Annotated in this window: 16 protein-coding genes; 9 read left to right on the forward strand and 7 right to left on the reverse strand. The window is 71.8% G+C overall.

The genetic code is table 11. The features are described 5' to 3' along the window. Positions 1–208 precede the first annotated feature (208 nt). Entirely contained in the window at positions 209–1,234 is a 1,026-nt protein-coding gene (locus tag AC07DS_RS22985) for an ATP-binding cassette domain-containing protein (RefSeq protein WP_479147997.1), read from the forward strand. Continuing rightward, positions 1,231–2,058, forward strand: coding sequence for an ABC transporter permease (locus tag AC07DS_RS22990; RefSeq protein WP_479147999.1), 828 nt, complete (start codon positions 1,231–1,233; stop codon positions 2,056–2,058). Before AC07DS_RS22985 ends, AC07DS_RS22990 begins: the two co-directional genes overlap by 4 nt. 41 nt (positions 2,059–2,099) lie before the next feature. Here the strand turns inward: AC07DS_RS22990 and AC07DS_RS22995 are convergent, their stop codons facing one another. Beyond that, positions 2,100–5,360, reverse strand: a complete 3,261-nt coding sequence (locus AC07DS_RS22995) for an AfsR/SARP family transcriptional regulator (RefSeq protein ID WP_479148001.1) — start codon at positions 5,358–5,360, stop codon at positions 2,100–2,102. 57 nt (positions 5,361–5,417) lie between these two features. Continuing rightward, positions 5,418–5,897 carry a DUF6578 domain-containing protein gene (locus AC07DS_RS23000; protein ID WP_479148003.1) on the reverse strand — a complete coding sequence of 160 codons (480 nt, stop codon included), beginning with the start codon at positions 5,895–5,897 and terminating at the stop codon, positions 5,418–5,420. Positions 5,898–6,002: 105 nt separating this feature from the next. On the opposite strand from AC07DS_RS23000, the gene AC07DS_RS23005 reads away from it, so the two are divergent. After that, positions 6,003–6,803, forward strand: coding sequence for a site-2 protease family protein (locus tag AC07DS_RS23005; RefSeq protein WP_479148005.1), 801 nt, complete (start codon positions 6,003–6,005; stop codon positions 6,801–6,803). Here AC07DS_RS23005 and AC07DS_RS23010 read toward each other — a convergent pair. From AC07DS_RS23010 to AC07DS_RS23020, 3 genes are read right to left on the reverse strand one after another with little or no spacing between them, the layout of a single operon-like run. Continuing rightward, positions 6,793–7,035, reverse strand: coding sequence for a hypothetical protein (locus tag AC07DS_RS23010; protein ID WP_186581305.1), 243 nt, complete (start codon positions 7,033–7,035; stop codon positions 6,793–6,795). The genes AC07DS_RS23005 and AC07DS_RS23010 overlap by 11 nt on opposite strands. 4 nt (positions 7,036–7,039) lie before the next feature. Then, positions 7,040–7,753 carry an NADPH-dependent F420 reductase gene (npdG, locus tag AC07DS_RS23015; RefSeq protein ID WP_479148007.1) on the reverse strand — a complete coding sequence of 238 codons (714 nt, stop codon included), beginning with the start codon at positions 7,751–7,753 and terminating at the stop codon, positions 7,040–7,042. A 37-nt stretch (positions 7,754–7,790) separates the two neighbouring features. Continuing rightward, the gene (locus AC07DS_RS23020; protein WP_479148008.1) at positions 7,791–8,864 is read right to left on the reverse strand and encodes a sialidase family protein; all 1,074 of its coding nucleotides are present in this window, start codon (positions 8,862–8,864) and stop codon (positions 7,791–7,793) included. Between the two features lie 114 nt (positions 8,865–8,978). Here AC07DS_RS23020 and AC07DS_RS23025 point away from each other — a divergent pair, with 114 nt between their 5' ends. Both AC07DS_RS23025 and AC07DS_RS23030 read left to right on the forward strand, forming a co-directional pair. Continuing rightward, positions 8,979–9,575: a hypothetical protein gene (locus AC07DS_RS23025; RefSeq protein WP_479148010.1), complete on the forward strand. Its 597-nt coding sequence runs from the start codon at positions 8,979–8,981 to the stop codon at positions 9,573–9,575. Between the two features lie 65 nt (positions 9,576–9,640). Next, on the forward strand, positions 9,641–10,918 hold the full coding sequence (locus AC07DS_RS23030) for an MFS transporter (protein WP_479148012.1): 1,278 nt from the start codon (positions 9,641–9,643) through the stop codon (positions 10,916–10,918). On the opposite strand, the gene AC07DS_RS23035 is transcribed toward AC07DS_RS23030, so the two are convergent. Further along, a complete protein-coding gene (locus AC07DS_RS23035) occupies positions 10,919–11,158 on the reverse strand; it encodes a hypothetical protein (RefSeq protein WP_479148014.1) in 240 nt (79 codons plus the stop codon). A gap of 58 nt (positions 11,159–11,216) precedes the next feature. Between AC07DS_RS23035 and map the strand changes: the two genes are divergently transcribed. Then, positions 11,217–12,074 carry a type I methionyl aminopeptidase gene (gene map / locus AC07DS_RS23040; protein ID WP_479148016.1) on the forward strand — a complete coding sequence of 286 codons (858 nt, stop codon included), beginning with the start codon at positions 11,217–11,219 and terminating at the stop codon, positions 12,072–12,074. 121 nt (positions 12,075–12,195) lie between these two features. Then, the gene (locus tag AC07DS_RS23045; protein ID WP_145875542.1) at positions 12,196–12,843 is read left to right on the forward strand and encodes a biliverdin-producing heme oxygenase; all 648 of its coding nucleotides are present in this window, start codon (positions 12,196–12,198) and stop codon (positions 12,841–12,843) included. Here AC07DS_RS23045 and AC07DS_RS23050 read toward each other — a convergent pair. Then, entirely contained in the window at positions 12,840–13,484 is a 645-nt protein-coding gene (locus tag AC07DS_RS23050; protein ID WP_479148019.1) for a PhzF family phenazine biosynthesis protein, read from the reverse strand. The two genes, AC07DS_RS23045 and AC07DS_RS23050, sit on opposite strands and share 4 nt — an antisense overlap. A gap of 204 nt (positions 13,485–13,688) precedes the next feature. On the opposite strand from AC07DS_RS23050, the gene efeO reads away from it, so the two are divergent. Together efeO and efeB are read left to right on the forward strand one after the other, a co-directional pair. Continuing rightward, the gene (gene efeO / locus AC07DS_RS23055; protein WP_479148021.1) at positions 13,689–14,825 is read left to right on the forward strand and encodes an iron uptake system protein EfeO; all 1,137 of its coding nucleotides are present in this window, start codon (positions 13,689–13,691) and stop codon (positions 14,823–14,825) included. Positions 14,826–14,838: 13 nt separating this feature from the next. Continuing rightward, the gene (gene efeB / locus AC07DS_RS23060; protein ID WP_479148023.1) at positions 14,839–16,128 is read left to right on the forward strand and encodes an iron uptake transporter deferrochelatase/peroxidase subunit; all 1,290 of its coding nucleotides are present in this window, start codon (positions 14,839–14,841) and stop codon (positions 16,126–16,128) included.

The following is a 16,128-nucleotide window of genomic DNA, read 5'->3' on the forward strand; positions in this document are numbered from 1 at the left end:
CACTGCGGCAACACCCCGGACAGCCCGCCGATCTTCCCCCGTCGGCGGGCTGTCCCTATTTTGCGCCTAAACCGGCGCCGCTCTCGCGTAGGTGGTTGCTCGCCGTTGTGGTTGCTCAATTGATGGTGGCTGTGGTTGTCGGGGTGTTGTCGGTGGCTGTCGGCGGACCGTCGGTGGTTTGTCGGTGGGGCCTGGCACTGTCTTCCGCATGACGCGAATCGAACACAACCCCGCCGGCGCAAGCCACGCCGTGACGGTACGGGGACTGGTCAAGCACTATGGCGAGACCAAGGCGCTGGACGGGGTCGACCTGGATGTGCGGGAGGGCACCGTGATGGGGGTGCTCGGGCCGAACGGCGCCGGGAAGACCACCCTCGTACGAATCCTCTCCACCCTGATCACGCCGGACGCCGGGCAGGCCACCGTGGCCGGCTACGACGTCGTACGGCAGCCCCGGCAGCTGCGCCGGGTCATCGGCCTGACCGGGCAGTACGCCTCGGTCGACGAGAAGCTGCCCGGCTGGGAGAACCTCTACATGATCGGGCGGCTGCTCGACCTCTCCCGCAAGGACGCCCGCGCCCGCGCCGACGAACTGCTGGAGCGGTTCTCGCTGACGGAGGCCGCCCGGCGCCCGGCGAGCACGTACTCCGGCGGTATGCGGCGGCGGCTGGACCTGGCCGCCTCGATGATCGGCCGGCCGGCCGTCCTGTACCTCGACGAACCGACCACCGGACTCGACCCGCGCACCCGCAACGAGGTGTGGGACGAGGTCAAGGCGATGGTCGGTGAGGGCGTCACCGTGCTGCTCACCACCCAGTACATGGAGGAGGCCGAGCAGCTCGCCTCCGAGCTGACCGTCGTGGACCGCGGGAAGGTCATCGCGAACGGCGGCATCGAGGAACTGAAGGCCAGGGTCGGCGGACGCACGCTTCGAGTGCGGCCGTTGGACCCGCTGCAGCTGCGGCCCCTCGCCGCCATGCTGGACGAGCTGGGCATCACCGGGCTCGCGGCCACCACCGTGGACCCCGAGTCCGGGACGCTGCTGGTGCCGATCCTCAGCGACGAGCAGCTGACCGCCGTGGTCGGCGCGGTCACCGCGCGCGGCATCACGATCTCCTCCATCACCACCGAACTGCCCAGCCTGGACGAGGTGTTCCTCTCCCTCACCGGCCACCGTGCCGGTGCCCCGCAGGACGCCACGCCCGCCGAGACCCGCGAAGAGGTCGCCGTATGACCGCCGCCACCCTCACCCCGGCCGCCACGGCTGCAAAGGGCGACACGCCCATCCCGCTGCGCGCCCACCTGCGCCACACCGGCGCGCTCGTCCGCCGCAACCTGCTGTGGATCCGGCAGGACCCGGAGTCGATGTTCGACGCCATCCTGTTCCCGGTCATCTTCACCCTGCTGTTCGTGTACGTCTTCGGCGGCTCCATCGGGCAGTCCCTGGGCGGCGGTCAGGAGCGGTACGTGCAGTACGTCGTGCCCGGCCTGATGGCCATGATGGGCATGAACATGGCCCAGGGCGTGGGCACGGGCTTCAACCAGGACTTCAACTCCGGTGTCATGGACCGCTTCCGGTCCCTGCCCATCGGGCGCGGCTCCGTGCTGTTCGCCAAGATCGCGGTGGAGCTGATGCGGATGCTCTTCGCCACCGTCGTGCTGATGATCGTCGGTGTGCTGGTGGGCTTCCACATCACCAACTGGCCGGGGCTGCTCGCCTCGGTGGGCCTGTCCGCGCTGTTCGGCTCGGCCCTGATGTGGGTGTTCCTGACCCTCGGCGTGATGATGAAGAGCGCGCAGTCCGTGCAGGCCATGGGCTTCCTGGTGCTGATGCCGCTGCAGTTCGGCTCGTCGATCTTCGCGCCGACCCGCTCGATGCCGGGCTGGCTGCAGAACTTCACGGACTACAACCCGCTGTCCGCCCTGGCGGACGCGGCGCGCGGCCTGATGGTCGGCGGCCCGGTCGCACACGGTCTGTGGGTGACCCTGGTCTGGTCGGCCGGCCTCACCGCGGTGATGGCCCCGGTCGCGATCCACAAGTTCCGCACGAAGAGCTGACGTACCGAGAGCAGACGCACGAAGAGCCGACGCTCAGCGGCTCACAGCAGGGCGGTGGCCTCCGCGAGGGAGAGGCCACCGCCCTCGGCGTACGCGGCCGCGTAAGCGGGGCCCTCCAGCGTCTCGCGGATCCGGGACTCGGTCATCTCGTACGTCCGGCGCTCCAGGGCGGAGGAGACGTGCTCGGCCGGCAGCAGGGCGTCCGCTGCGGCCAGAGCGCGGGCGGCGTCCGCGGCGCGGGTACCGCCGTCCACGCCGGCCAGGGCCATCGCCCCGATGGTGAGGCAGATGGACCCCAGATGCGGGGTGACCACCTGGGACAGCGGGTCGTCGGCGCGCTGCAACGCCGTGCGGACGCGGTCCAGGGACTCCTCGGAGCGGCGGTCGAGGGCGTCCAGCCAGGCCTCCTGGCTGAGGATCATGGCGTCGAAGACGACGAAGTGCGCGATCGTGAATTCCTCGCGCAGCAGCCGGAGTTGCTCGCGCGCCTCCGCGGTGCGCCCGGTCAGGCCGAGCCAGGCGGCGAGGAAGAGCCGGGCGGCCGGCATCGCCTCGTTGACGGCGCCCTCCTGGTGGGCGATGACGTCCCGCAGCATGCGCTCGCCGCGTTCGGCTTCGCCCGCCTCCAGGAGCACGCTGCCGAGCCGGGCGCTGAGCACGGCCATCTGGGCGCGGGCGCCGAGCCGTTCGGCGTGGGCGTTGGCCGCCTCGTAGTCGGCGGCGGCCGCGCGGTAGGCGCCCTTGCGTTCGTTGGCCTCGCCGCGCGCGGACAGCGCCTCGGCGATGCCCCACTGGTCGCCGAGGCGGCCGTAGATCTCCAGGGCCTCGTCGGCGTCGCGGGTCGCGTCGCCCGCCCAGGCGGTGCGGTTGGCCAGCAGGTTGGCGCGCAGCTGCAGGGCGCCGGCCAGCTCCCACTCGAAGCCGGGGGTGTCCCGGCAGGTCTGTATGGTGGCGTCGGAGATCGTGCGCATCCGGTCCGCGCCGTCGGTGAGGATGACGGCGTAGAACCATATGGCGCCCGGGGCGCGGCAGGTCTGCGGCAGGCCGGGCTCGTACACCTGGGCCATGACCCGCAGCTTGGCCTGGGCCTCGGGGGTCTGCCAGCTGTTGATCTCGGTGTCCATGCAGGCCAGATGGGCGAGGTGGACGCCGCGCCGGGCCTCGGCGAGGAGTTCGCCGGTGAACGGGGGCGGGGTGTCGGTGCAGCGCTCCCAGACCGGGAGGGCGGGGCGGACCGGCTCGGCGAACGGGTCGGGGCCGAGAGCCATGGCCTCCTCGCTCCAGGTGCGGCACTCGATGCGCAGGTCGCGCATCTGCCAGTACCAGACCAGGGACAGCACCAGGCTGAGCGCCTCCTGTTCGTCGCCGAGGGCGACGGCGTGCCGCAGGGCGGTGCGCAGGTTCTCGTACTCCAGCTGGAACCTGGCGATGGCGGCGCGCTGTTCGCTGCCGCGCAGCAACGGGTCGGTGGTGCGGGCGAGTTCGCGGTAGTACGTCAGATGGGCGCGCTCGGCCCCGGTCCGGCGGCCGGTCTCGTCCAGCCGTTCGGCCGCGTACTCGGCGACCGTCTCCAGCAGCCGGTAACGCATCCCGCCGTCCGCCGACGGGGAGGCCACGACCAGGGACTTGTCGACCAGGGAGCCGAGCGCGTCCAGGGCGGCCGGGCCGCACACGCCCTCGGCGGCGGCGAGGTCGCAGCCGCCCGCGAAGAGCGACAGCCGGCACAGGACGTCCCGCTCGTCCGCGTCGAGCAGGTCCCAGGACCAGTCCACGACGGCGCGCAGGGTCTGCTGGCGGGGCAGCACGGTGCGGCTGCCGCTGGTGAGCAGCCGGAAGCGGTCGTCCAGCCGGCCGGCTATCTGGCGCGGGGTCAGCATGCGCAGGCGGGCGGCCGCCAGCTCGATGGCGAGGGGCAGACCGTCGAGCCGCCGGCAGATCTCGGCACAGGCCTCGGGGTCCTCCTCCAGGCGGAAGCCGGGCCGGCCCGCCGCACCTCGCTCGGCGAACAGCCGCAGCGCGACCGGTTCGGGCAGCGGCTCCACCGGCCGCACCAACTCCCCGGGCACGCCGAGCGGTTCGCGGCTGGTGGCGAGCACGGTCAGCTGCGGGCAGCGGGCCAGCAGCCGCTCGGCCAGCCGGGCGGCCGCCTCGACGACGTGCTCGCAGTTGTCGAGGATCAGCACCATCCGGCGGCGGGCGCAGTACTCCACGAGCCGGTCGACCGGGTCGTCCACGTCGGTGATCGCGCGCATGGCCTCGACGCCGGCGCCGTGCAGCACGGTCTCGCGGGCGCCGATCGCGGTCAGCACGGCCTGCGGTACGGCGTCCGGGTCGTCGACGGGTGCCAGCTCGGCCAGCCACACCCCGTCCCGGGCGGTGTGCCGTACGGCCTCGGCGGCCTCCTGGGACAGCCGGGTCTTGCCCGCTCCGCCGGGCCCGAGCAGGGTGACCAGCCGGGCGGCCGCGAGGTCGGCGCCGATGGCCGCGATGTCGGCCTCCCGGCCGACGAAGGAGGTGAGCCGGGCGGGCAGGTTGCCGAGGGCGGCGGGCGGCGCGGGCTGCGGTTCCGGCTCGGTCTCGGTGAGCAGTTCGGTGTGCAGGGCGCGCAGTTCGGGGCCGGGGTCGGAGCCGAGCCGGTCCGCGAGGAGCTGTCGTACGTCCTCGTAGGCGGCCAGCGCCTGGGCCGGGCGGCCCGCGTCGCGCAGTGCGCGCAGCCGCAGTGCCTGGAGCGGCTCGTCCAGGGGATGGCTGTCGCACAGCGCGGCCAGCTCGGGCAGGGACTGCTCGGCCCGGCCGAGGGCGAGGGCGGCGGTGTGCCGGGCGCGCAGGGCGTCCAGGCGGCGGGTCTCCCAGCGGGCCGCGTCGGCCGTGTGGTCGGGCAGGTCGGCGAGGGCGGGGCCGTGCCACAGGGCGAGCGCGTCGTCCAGGACGGCGGCGGCCTTGGCGGGGTCGCCGTCGGCCAGGGCGCCCAGGCCCTCGCCGGTCAGCCGGTCGAACCGGCCCAGGTCGATGTCGTCGGGGGCGGCGGAGAGCCGGTAGCCGCCCTCGGCGGAGGCGACCGCGTCGGCGCCGAGGGCCCTGCGCAGCCGGCCGACCAGCGCCTGCAGCGCGCCCGTGGCGTCGGCGGGCGGCTCGGCCCCCCACACCTCGTCCACCAGCAGGTCGGTCGGGACGGTCCGGCCGGCCCGCAGCGCGAGCACGCTCAGCAGGGCACGCAGGCGCGCCCCGCCGACCGGGACGGGCGTGCCGTCGGGGCGGAGGACCTGGGTGGGGCCGAGGAGGCGGTAGCGCACGGGGTTCATTGTCTCCGGAACGGTCGGTACGGGTCACCGGGTTCAGGCGGCGTGCCGCCCGGGACCTCAGGGGCCGTCCGGGATCTCCAGGGTGACGAGGACGCCTACGGCGCGGCGCACGCGGTAGGGAACCCGGCGCGGAGGCTGTTCCTCCTCCTCGAAGTCGCCGAACCACCTCGGGCAGCTGTCGACGGGCTCCAGGGTCCGTGCGCCGGGCACCGGCTCCAGACTGCGCCCCGTCGAGCGGAAGACCACCGTGCCGGGCGCCACGTCGGCCAGGCCGACGGGTTCGGTGGCGCGCGGGTCGTGGTGGGCGGCGTACTCCTGGTGGACCAGGTCGATGGAGCGCACGCGGCCGACGGTCTCGTGCTTCGGACCCCCGTGGTTCTCCACCCATGCCTCGGCGCCCTGCCAGTGGCCGTTCCCGGCCTCGTCCTCGGCCTCGTCGACGGCGACCAGCCGCCAGCCGACTTCCTGGCCCACGCTGAAGGGCTTTCCGCAGCACTCCATCTGCCAGTCCTCGTAGAACACCTTCATCACTGCCATTCCCCCACCCTCCAGGAACCGGACGGCCACCGCGAGACGTTTTCCTGGCGAGTCCCCGGCCGGTACGGTCGGCCTCCCGACCGTACCCGCCCACAGGAGCCGCTCATGACGACCGCCACCACCCGCCACGGCGAGCGCCGGATCAGCCCCGTGTTCGTCGGGATCCTGGCCGTCACGGCGGTGACCGGCTGGGCCACCTGGACCGGATTCGCCGAGCAGCCGGGTATCGCGGTGTTCCTGTTCGTGACGGCGGCCTGGATCGTCTCCCTGTGCCTGCACGAGTACGCGCACGCGCGCACCGCCCTGCACAGCGGGGACATCACGGTCGGCGCGAAGGGCTACCTGACGCTGAACCCGCTGAAGTACACGCACGCGCTGCTGAGCATCGTGCTCCCGGTGCTGTTCGTGATCATGGGCGGGATCGGCCTGCCGGGCGGTGCGGTCTTCATCGAGCGGAGCCGCATCCGGGGCCGCTGGCGGCACAGCCTGATCTCGGCGGCGGGCCCGCTGACCAACGTGCTGTTCGCGGCGGTGTGCACGGCGCCCTTCTGGCTGCACGCGCTGGACGGGGTGCCCCGCGACTTCCGGTACGCGCTGGCGTTCCTCGCCCTGCTCCAGGTGACGGCGGCGATCCTGAACTTCCTGCCGGTGCCGGGCCTGGACGGGTACGGGGTGATCGAGCCGTGGCTGTCGTACCAGGTGAAGCGGCAGGTGGAGCCGTTCGCGCCGTTCGGGCTGCTGTTCGTGTTCGCGCTGCTGTGGGTGCCGTCGATCAACAGCGTGTTCTTCGACGTGATCGACACGATCCTGCGCGGTCTGGGCATCGACGACTTCAACCGCTACTGCGGCCAGGAGCTCTACCGCTTCTGGCGCGGCACCCCGGAGATCTGCACGATCAGCCCGTGACCGACTTCTGCTGCGCCGCGGCGGCCCGGCCGCGCTTGACGTAGTACCAGGTCATGTTGGACGACAGACCCGCCAGCAGCACCCAGACGATCCCCAGCCAGCTGCCCTGGACGAACGAGACGACCGCTGCGGCGACGGCCAGGAGGCACACGGCGAGGGTGTAGAGGGCGATGCGGGGCATGGGGGTCGGCTCCTTGCGGGGGACACTGCTACGACGAACAGTGTCCCCCATGCCCTCAGACGTCCGTGACGCGGAGCCCGGCGTGTGCCTTGTACCGGCGGTTGACGGAGATCAGGTTCGCGACCAGCGACTCGACCTGGTGGGCGTTGCGCAGGCGGCCCGCGAAGACGCCGCGCATGCCGGGGATGCGCCCGGCCAGCGCCTGGACGATCTCCACGTCGGCGCGCGCCTCGCCGAGCACCATCACATCGGTGTCGATCTCCTCGATGTCCGGGTCCTGGAGCAGCACGGCCGACAGGTGGTGGAAGGCGGCGGCGACCCGGGAGTCCGGCAGCAGAGCGGCGGCCTGCTGCGCCGCGCTGCCCTCCTCCGGCTTCAGCGCGTAGGCGCCCTGCTTGTCGAAGCCCAGCGGGTTCACGCAGTCGACGACGAGCTTGCCGGCCAGCTCCTCGCGCAGGGACTCCAGCGTCTTGCCGTGGCCGTCCCACGGTACGGCGACGATCACGATGTCACTGCGGCGGGCGGTCTCGGCGTTGTCGGCGCCCTCGACGCCGTACCCCAGCTCCTCCGCGGCGGCCTGGGCGCGCTCGGTGGCGCGCGAGCCGATGATCACCTTCTGGCCGGCCCGGGCGAGCCGGTAGGCGAGGCCCTTGCCCTGCGGGCCGGTGCCGCCGAGCACGCCGACGACCAGCCCGGAGACGTCGGGCAGGTCCCAGGGGTCCTTGGCGGGAGCCTTCGCGGGAGTCTGTGCGCTGTCGGTAGAGGTCATGGGCCGACTCTACGTGCGTGCGGCGGACGGCACCGGGTCAGGTGAGCCGCGTCACGGGTACCCGGCGGAAGGTGATGGTCTCGTAGGCGCTGAAGTCCCCTGTCTCGTAGAGGAGTCCGACGGTGCCGCGGTCGACGCGGACCAGGTCGGAGTAGGCGGCGGGCAGGCCGTCCACGGAGAGGGCCTTGCGCCAGGTCGTGCCGCCGTCGGCGGAGGCGCGGATGGTCATCAGGGCGCGGGCGGCGGGGTCGGCCGGGGCGGAGAAGAGCAGCAGGTCGGGGTCGCGGAGCTGCAGGACGGAGGCCTCGCAGACCGGGGTGGTGAGCCCGGCCTGCGGGCGGAAGGGCTTCACCAGCGTCCTGCCGCCGTCCCTGGAGTGGGCGTCGGCCCGGTTGCCGGGCGCGGGCGAGTCGTTGCGGGTGTTGAAGTAGACGCGGCCGTCGGGGAGTTCGGCGGCGGTGGTCTCGTTCACGTTGATGTAGCCGTCGGTGTTCTCGTCCAGGTAGCCGAGGTGCCAGGTCTCGCCGCGGTCGTCGCTGAGCAGGCAGTGGCCGCTGTTGTACCTGGCCTCGGCGCCGGTGTCGGTGCCGGTCGGCGGCAGGGTGTGGTTGCCGGGGACGAGCACTCGGCCGGAGCGGAGCTGGAGGGCGTGACCGGGGGTGGTGGCGTACCAGCGCCAGCCGGGCTTCTTCACCTGCGCGGTGATCTCCTTCGGCCTGGACCAGGTCGCGCCGTCGTCGTCGCTGTGCTGCACCCACACCCGACGGCCGTCGGCGTCGCCGATCCGGCCGCGCAGGATGTCGGCCTCGGTGGCACCGGCCGCGGCGCGCACGTGCACCAGCAGGATGCGGCCGGTGTCGAGGACGACCGGGGCGGGATTTCCGGCGAGGTTCTTCCCGTTGCTCGCGGCGACCCGCAGCGGGCCCCAGGTACGGCCGCCGTCCGTGGACCGCTTCAGCACGATGTCGATGTGCCCGTGGTCGGCGGCGGAGTCGACCCGCCCCTCGCAGAAGGCGAGCAGCGTGCCCTTGTTCGTGGCGACGACGGCCGGGATGCGGAAGCCGGCGTAGCCCTCCTGGCCGGCGCGGAAGGGGACGGACACGTCGGTCATGATGCGGCTCCTCACACGGAAACGGGCGGTGACGGGCCGTCAACATCCCCAGGTTGGGCGAATTCGGGGTGAACACCGCGTCACGAGTGACCGGTTGGGGCAGGATGCGGTCGCATGGACGCCGTACGGGTCGCGCTGCTGCGTGAAGTACTCGCCGGGACCGAGTGGTTGGGGGCCACCCGGCGGTTCGCGGGCATGCTGCGCGGCTCCGTGGTGGCGCACGGGGGCGGGCTGCTGCTGGTGGGCACGCCCGAGTACGAGCCCTGGCATCTGGCCGCGCATCTGGTGGACGAGGCGGCCTGGTCCGGCACTCCCGAGCTGGCTCCGACCCTCGTACGACATCACGCGCGTCCCTCCGATCCCGCGCACCTCGCTGTCGGACCCGGCCGGATCGAGGAGGCGCGGCGGGGCGAGACCCTGCTCGTGGTCGCCCCCGAGGAGCCGGCGGAGCTGCTGGAGCGGGTGCACGCGGCCCGGCGGGCCGGGGTCACGGTGCTGGCGCTCGGCGCGGGCGGGCCCGAGCTGTCCGCGATGGCCCACGACACGCTGGCCGTGCCGGAGGGGGCGGAGCTGGACCTGGACAGCGTGCAGCACCTGGTGAGCGCTGCGGCCGGCGAGAACGGAGGCTCTCTGAGGGTGCGCCGGGGTTTCCGCGACCGTCTGTCGAGGCTGGCGGAGATTCTCACGGCACCGCCTGCTGCTCCTTGGTGAGAGCCTGCTGCTCCCTGGTGAGAAAAGAAGTTGCCCCGGGCCTCCCCCGAGCCGAGCATGCCCGAGTGGCTTCAGCTCTCCTCCCCGACCTCGCCCCCTGGAAGGCCTCCGCCGACTTCCGCAGACTCTGGGCATCCGGTCTGATCAGCAACTTCGGCAGCTTCCTGACCTTCGTCGCCCTGCCGGTCCAACTGAAGGACCTCACCGGCTCGGCAGCGGCCGTGGGCGCGATCGGAGCAGTGGAGCTGATCCCCCTCATCGTCTTCGGCCTCTACGGCGGCGCCCTCGCAGACGCGCTCGACAAGCGGCAGCTGATCGTGTGGTCGGAGGCCGGCCAGGGCATCCTCAGCGCCGCCCTGCTGGTCAACGCCCTGCTGCCCGGCCCCGCGGTCTGGCCGCTCTACCTGGTCGCCGCCCTCTCCTCGGCCCTGGTCTCGGTGCAGCGCCCCGCCCTGGACTCCCTGCTCCCCCGGATCGTCGCCCACGACGACCTGCCCGCGGCGTCCTCCCTGAACTCCCTGCGCTGGACGGTCGGCGGGGTGGCCGGCCCGGCGATCGCGGGTGTGGTCGTCGCCTACGCGGGCCTCGGCTGGGCCTACACCGCCGACCTGCTGACGTTCGCCGTGTCCCTGCTCTTCATCGTCCGCATCGCCCCCTCCCCCGCGGCCCACGAGGCCGCGAAGCCGGATCTGCGGGCCATCGCCGAAGGTGCCCGCTACGCCTGGAGCCGCAAGGAACTCCTCGGCACCTACGTCGTCGACCTCGCCGCGATGTTCCTGGCCATGCCCCTCGCCGTCCTGCCGTTCCTCGCCGATGAGCTGCACGCCGAGTGGGCGCTCGGCCTGATGTACGCGAGCGTCCCGCTGGGCGCGATGGTGGTGGGCCTGACCAGCGGCTGGACCTCCCGGGTGCACGCGCACGGACGCATGGTGGTGCTGGCGGCCGCGTTGTGGGGTGTGGCGGTGGCGGGGGCGGGGGTCGTCGGCAACGTGTGGCTGGTGCTGCTGCTCCTGACCGTCGCCGGCGGCTGCGACATGGTCAGCGGGGTCTTCCGGGCCGCGATGTGGAACCAGACGATCCCCGACGAGCTGCGCGGCCGCCTCGCCGGCATCGAACTGCTGTCGTACTCGGTGGGCCCGACGCTGGGCCAGGTCCGCTCGGGCGGGGTCGCCGCGTGGGCGGGCGTACGCACGTCCGTGTGGTCGGGCGGACTGCTGTGCGTGGGCGCGATGGGGCTGCTGGCCCTGTGTCTGCCGGGGCTGATGACCTACGACGCCCGGACCAACGAGCACGCGGTGCGGCTGCGCGCGCAGCGCACCGCCGCCGCACCCACGCAGATGTGATCAGTCCTGGCCGGCGTCCTGGTCACCGCGTGCCGAGGCGTCGTGCCAGCGGGGGTCGGTGTCCCACTCCAGGTTGCGCTCGGCCGCCGTGTCCATCGCGTGCTGGGCCTCCTCCCGGGAGGCGTACGGCCCGAAGCGGTCCTTGCCCGGGCACTCCGGGCCCTCTTCGACCTTCTTGTGCTCCAGGCAGTAGTACCACTCGCCCGGCTTGCCGACGGTGCGCTTCTTGAACAGGGGCATGAACAGCTCCTCTCGCCACGGACATGTTCCCCCATGCCCGCTGGTTAGACTCGCTGGCATGTCTGGCCAGTCGCTGCTCGTACCAGGGGAGCTGTCTCCCACCCGTTCGGTACCCGGAAACATCCGCCGCCCCGAGTACGTCGGCAAGCCCGCGCCGACGCCGTACACCGGACCGGAGGTGCAGACCCCCGAGACCGTGGAGGCGATGCGCGTCGCCGGCCGTGTCGCCGCGCAGGCGATGGCGGAGGCCGCGAAGATCATCGCGCCGGGTGTCACCACCGACCAGCTGGACAGGGTGGCCCACGAGTACATGTGCGACCACGGGGCATACCCGTCCACGCTCGGTTACCGCGGCTTCCCGAAGTCGCTGTGCACCTCGGTCAACGAGGTCATCTGCCACGGCATCCCGGACTCGACGGTCCTCAACGACGGCGACATCGTCAACCTGGACGTGACGGCGTACATCGGCGGGGTGCACGGCGACAACAACGCCACGTACCTCGTGGGTGACGTGGACGAGGAGTCGCGGCTGCTGGTGGAGCGGACCCGGGAGTCACTCGACCGGGCGATCAAGGCGGTCCGGCCGGGCCGGCAGATCAATGTCATCGGCCGGGTCATCGAGTCGTACGCCAAGCGCTTCGGCTACGGGGTCGTACGGGACTTCACCGGGCACGGCATCAGCTCGTCGTTCCACTCGGGCCTGATCATCCCGCACTACGACAGCCCGCACGCGACGACCGTCATGCAGCCCGGCATGACCTTCACCATCGAGCCGATGCTGACGCTGGGCACGCACGAGTACGACATGTGGGACGACGGCTGGACGGTCGTGACCAAGGACCGCAGGCGGACGGCCCAGTTCGAGCACACGCTGGTCGTGACGGCCACGGGTGCGGAGATCCTCACCCTGCCGTAACCGCCGCCACCCTCCCGCAGCCCGCCCCGGCCCCCGGGGCGGGCTTTTCTCTGCCCGGATGTTTTACCGACAGCCTGTCGGTAAACTTACCGACAGAAGGTCGACAAACCGAGGAGAGCCCATGGAGCCGTTCTCGTCCCTCATCCGCACCGCGTCCCACGAGCAGCACGTGGAGGCGGAGACGTCGACGTTCATGAGCGACCTGCTCGGCGGCCGGCTGGGCGTGACCGCGTACGCCCGCTACACGGAGCAACTGTGGTTCGTGTACGAGGCGTTGGAGAGCACGGCCGAGCGGCTGGCGGCGGATCCGGTGGCGGGACCGTTCGTACGCCCCGAGTTGTTCCGGCTGGCCGCGCTGGAGCGGGACCTGGCGCATCTGCGGGGGTCCGGGTGGCGAGCGGGGCTGAGCCCGCTCCCGGCGACGCGGGCGTACGCGGACCGGGTGCGGGAGTGCGCCGAGCGCTGGCCGGGCGGGTACGTCGCCCACCACTACACCCGCTACCTCGGCGACCTCTCCGGCGGGCAGATCATCCGCGACCGGGCGGAGAAGGCGTGGGGCTTCGCCCGGAAGGGCGACGGGGTCCGCTTCTACGTGTTCGAGGGGATCGCCAACCCGGCGGCCTTCAAGCGTGACTACCGGGGCCTGCTGGACGGCGTCACGGCGGACGATCTGGAGAAGCAGCGCATCGTGGCGGAGTGCAGGCAGGCGTTCGCGCTGAACACCGCCGTCTTCCGGGCCCTGGGCGAGGAGTTCCCGCTGAGCGCCTAACGCTCCAGAAAGACCCGCCCGCCGATCTCCACCCATCCGTGCGGCTGAGGTGCCGCGAGGATCTGGGACCCCTTGCCCTGCGTGATGTTCAGCGCCCGCCCGAGCCGGTCGGTGAGCAGCAGCGCCGCCGCACCGGTTGCCTCGTCCTCCTCGATCCCGTCACCACGCCCGGGAAAGCCGCGGGCGCGAATCCGGCCGGCCGCCTCGTCCTCCCATGCCCAGGCATAGACCCACTCGCCGGGCGGCGGTACATCGAGGGCGTCGACCTCGGCGGCGGTGGAGTACTGACGCAGGGTGCGCGGCGGCGCCCACTCCGCGCGGGCCTCGATCCAGCTGAACTCGCCGTCCAGCCGGGCCCCCACCACCCCTGCGGGCGTGACCAGTTCGGGCACGTCCAGCAGCCAGGCCGTGCCTACACACGGGTGCCCCGCGAAGGGCAGGCGCAGGGTGGGGGTGTAGATGTCGATCACCCCGCGCTCGGGGTCGTCCACGAACACGGTCTCGCTGAACCCGAGTTTCGCGGCCAGCTCCTGCCGCTCACCCCGCTCGGGCAACACCGACCCGTCCCGGACGACACCGAGCTCGTTGCCGTAGCCGCCGTTCGGCGCACAGAACACACGGAGCACGTCGTAATCAGTCACTCCGGAATTGAAACATCGCGGCACGAGCGAACTCACCCTTGACTATCTCTTTACCTTTCCTTGGGGTCTCTTTTGAGACGTCGAGATCAAGCCGTGCCTGTGAGATTTTCGTGCGAGCTGAATTACGACCCGGGCGGGTAGTGGTGAGGTAAGCCTCATGTAAGTTAGGCCAGCCTCACCACACCAGTCCCGCTTGGAGCCTGCATGCGAGCCGTCCGACTCACCGTCACCGCCGCCGCCACCGTGGCCGCTCTGACCGCCCTCTCGGCATGCACGGCGAAGAGCGACGCCAAGGACGGTGACGCGATCCAGGTGACCGCCGCCGACTCGAAGTGCGAGACCTCCGCCAAGTCGGTCCCGGCCGGGCAGGTCACGCTGAAGATCGAGAACAAGGGCTCGAAGGCCACCGAGGTCGAGATCCTGTTCCCGGACGACCGGATCGTCTCCGAGAAGGAGAACATCGGGCCGGGTACGAAGTACACGCTGACGGCCGAGGTGAAGGCCGGCTCGTACGAGATCGCCTGCGTCCCCGGCATGAAGGGCAAGGGCGTCCGGCAGAAGCTCACGGTCACCGGCTCCGGCAAGGCGGCCAAGCGCGACCCGCAGCTGGACAAGGCGGTCGCCGACTACCGCGCCTACGCCCAGGAGCAGGCCGACGCCACGCTGCCGCTCGTCGAGACCTTCGTGAAGGCGGTCAAGGACGGCGACGTCGAGGCCGCCAAGAAGGCGTACGCCCCCTCCCGCCTCGGCTGGGAGCGCACCGAGCCGGTCGCCGAGTCCTTCGGTGACATCGACCCGAAGGTCGACGTCCGCGAGGACGGCCTGGAGGACGGTCAGAAGTGGACCGGCTGGCACCGCCTGGAGAAGGCGCTCTGGGCGGACAAGAAGATCGGTGCCGAGGAGAAGACCCTCGCCGACCAGCTGGTGGCCGACCTGAAGGACTGGCAGGGCCGGGTCGGCAAGGCCGAGATCACCCCGACCTCCATGGCCAACGGCGCCAAGGAGCTGCTCGACGAGGTCGCCACCGGCAAGGTCACCGGTGAGGAGGAGCGCTACTCGCACACCGACCTGGTCGACTTCAAGGGCAACGTCGAGGGCGCGCAGAAGTCGTACGAGCTGCTGAAGCCGGTCGCGCAGAAGAACGACGCCGCGCTGGCCACCGAGCTGGACAAGCAGTTCGCGGCGCTGAACACGCTGCTCGACAAGTACCGCTCGGACAAGAACTCGTACGACTTCACCTCGTACGACAAGGTCGGCAAGGCCGAGCAGAAGCAGCTCTCGGACGCGGTGAACGCGCTCGCGGAGCCGCTGTCCAAGCTCGCCGCCGCGGTTGTGAAGTAAGGGGAGACACGTCATGACCGAGACCCCGGAAAGCCAGGACGGCCAGGAAAGCCAGGACGGCCAGGGCGGCTCCTCCCCCTCGCGCCGGACGCTGATCGGCTGGGGTGGTGCCGGCCTCGCGCTCGGTGCCGCCGCGGCCGGCGGTGCCGTGGCTGCGGCCAAGGCGGGCAACGACGTGGAACCGGCCGCCGCCGAGGTGGGCGCCGCCGTGGAGTTCCACGGCGCCCACCAGGCCGGCATCGCCACGCCGGTGCAGGACCGGCTGCACTTCGCCGCGTTCGACGTGAAGACCGAGGACCGCGCCGAGTTCGTGCAGATGCTGAAGGACTGGACCGAGGCCGCGCGCCGGATGACCGCCGGGAAGGCGGTCGGCGAGGGCGCGTACGGCGGGCTCGCCGAGGCGCCGCCGGACGACACCGGTGAGGCCCTGGGCCTGAAGCCCTCGCGGCTGACGCTCACCATCGGCTTCGGCCCCTCGTTCTTCGACAGGTTCGGGCTGTCCGGCAAGCGTCCCGAGGCACTGGTCGACCTGCCCAAGTTCCCGGGCGACAACCTCGAGGGGACCCGCACCGACGGCGACCTGTGCGTCCAGGCCTGCGCGGACGACCCGCAGGTCGCCGTGCACGCCATCCGCAACCTGGCCCGCATCGGCTTCGGCAAGGTCGCCATCCGCTGGTCCCAGCTCGGCTTCGGCAAGACCTCCTCGACGACCCCGGACGCCCAGACGCCCCGCAACCTCATGGGGTTCAAGGACGGCACCCGCAACATCGCGGGCACCGAGACGGACCGGCTGAAGAAGTTCGTGTGGGTCGGCGAGGGCGACGGCACGAAGTGGATGACCGGCGGCTCGTACCTGGTCGCCCGGCGCATCCGGATGAACATCGAGACCTGGGACCGGACCTCGCTGCAGGAGCAGGAGGACGTCTTCGGCCGCGACAAGGGCGAGGGCGCCCCGGTCGGCAAGGCCAAGGAGCACGACAAGCCGTTCCTGAAGGCCATGAAGCCCGACGCGCACGTGCGCCTCGCGCACCCCGACGCCAACAACGGGATCACGATCCTGCGCCGCGGCTACTCCTTCACCGACGGCACGGACGGCCTCGGCCGCCTCGACGCGGGCCTGTTCTTCCTGGCCTACCAGCGTGACGTGCGCAAGGGGTTCATCCCGCTGCAGCGGCAGCTGTCGGCCAAGGACGCGCTCAACGAGTACATCCAGCACGTGGGTTCGGCCGTCTTCGCCGTCCCGCCCGGCGTCCGGGACAAGGACGACTGGTGGGGCCGCACGCTGTTCTCCGAGGAGGCGTAA

The sequence above is a fragment of the Streptomyces sp. NPDC044064 genome (assembly GCF_056434245.1).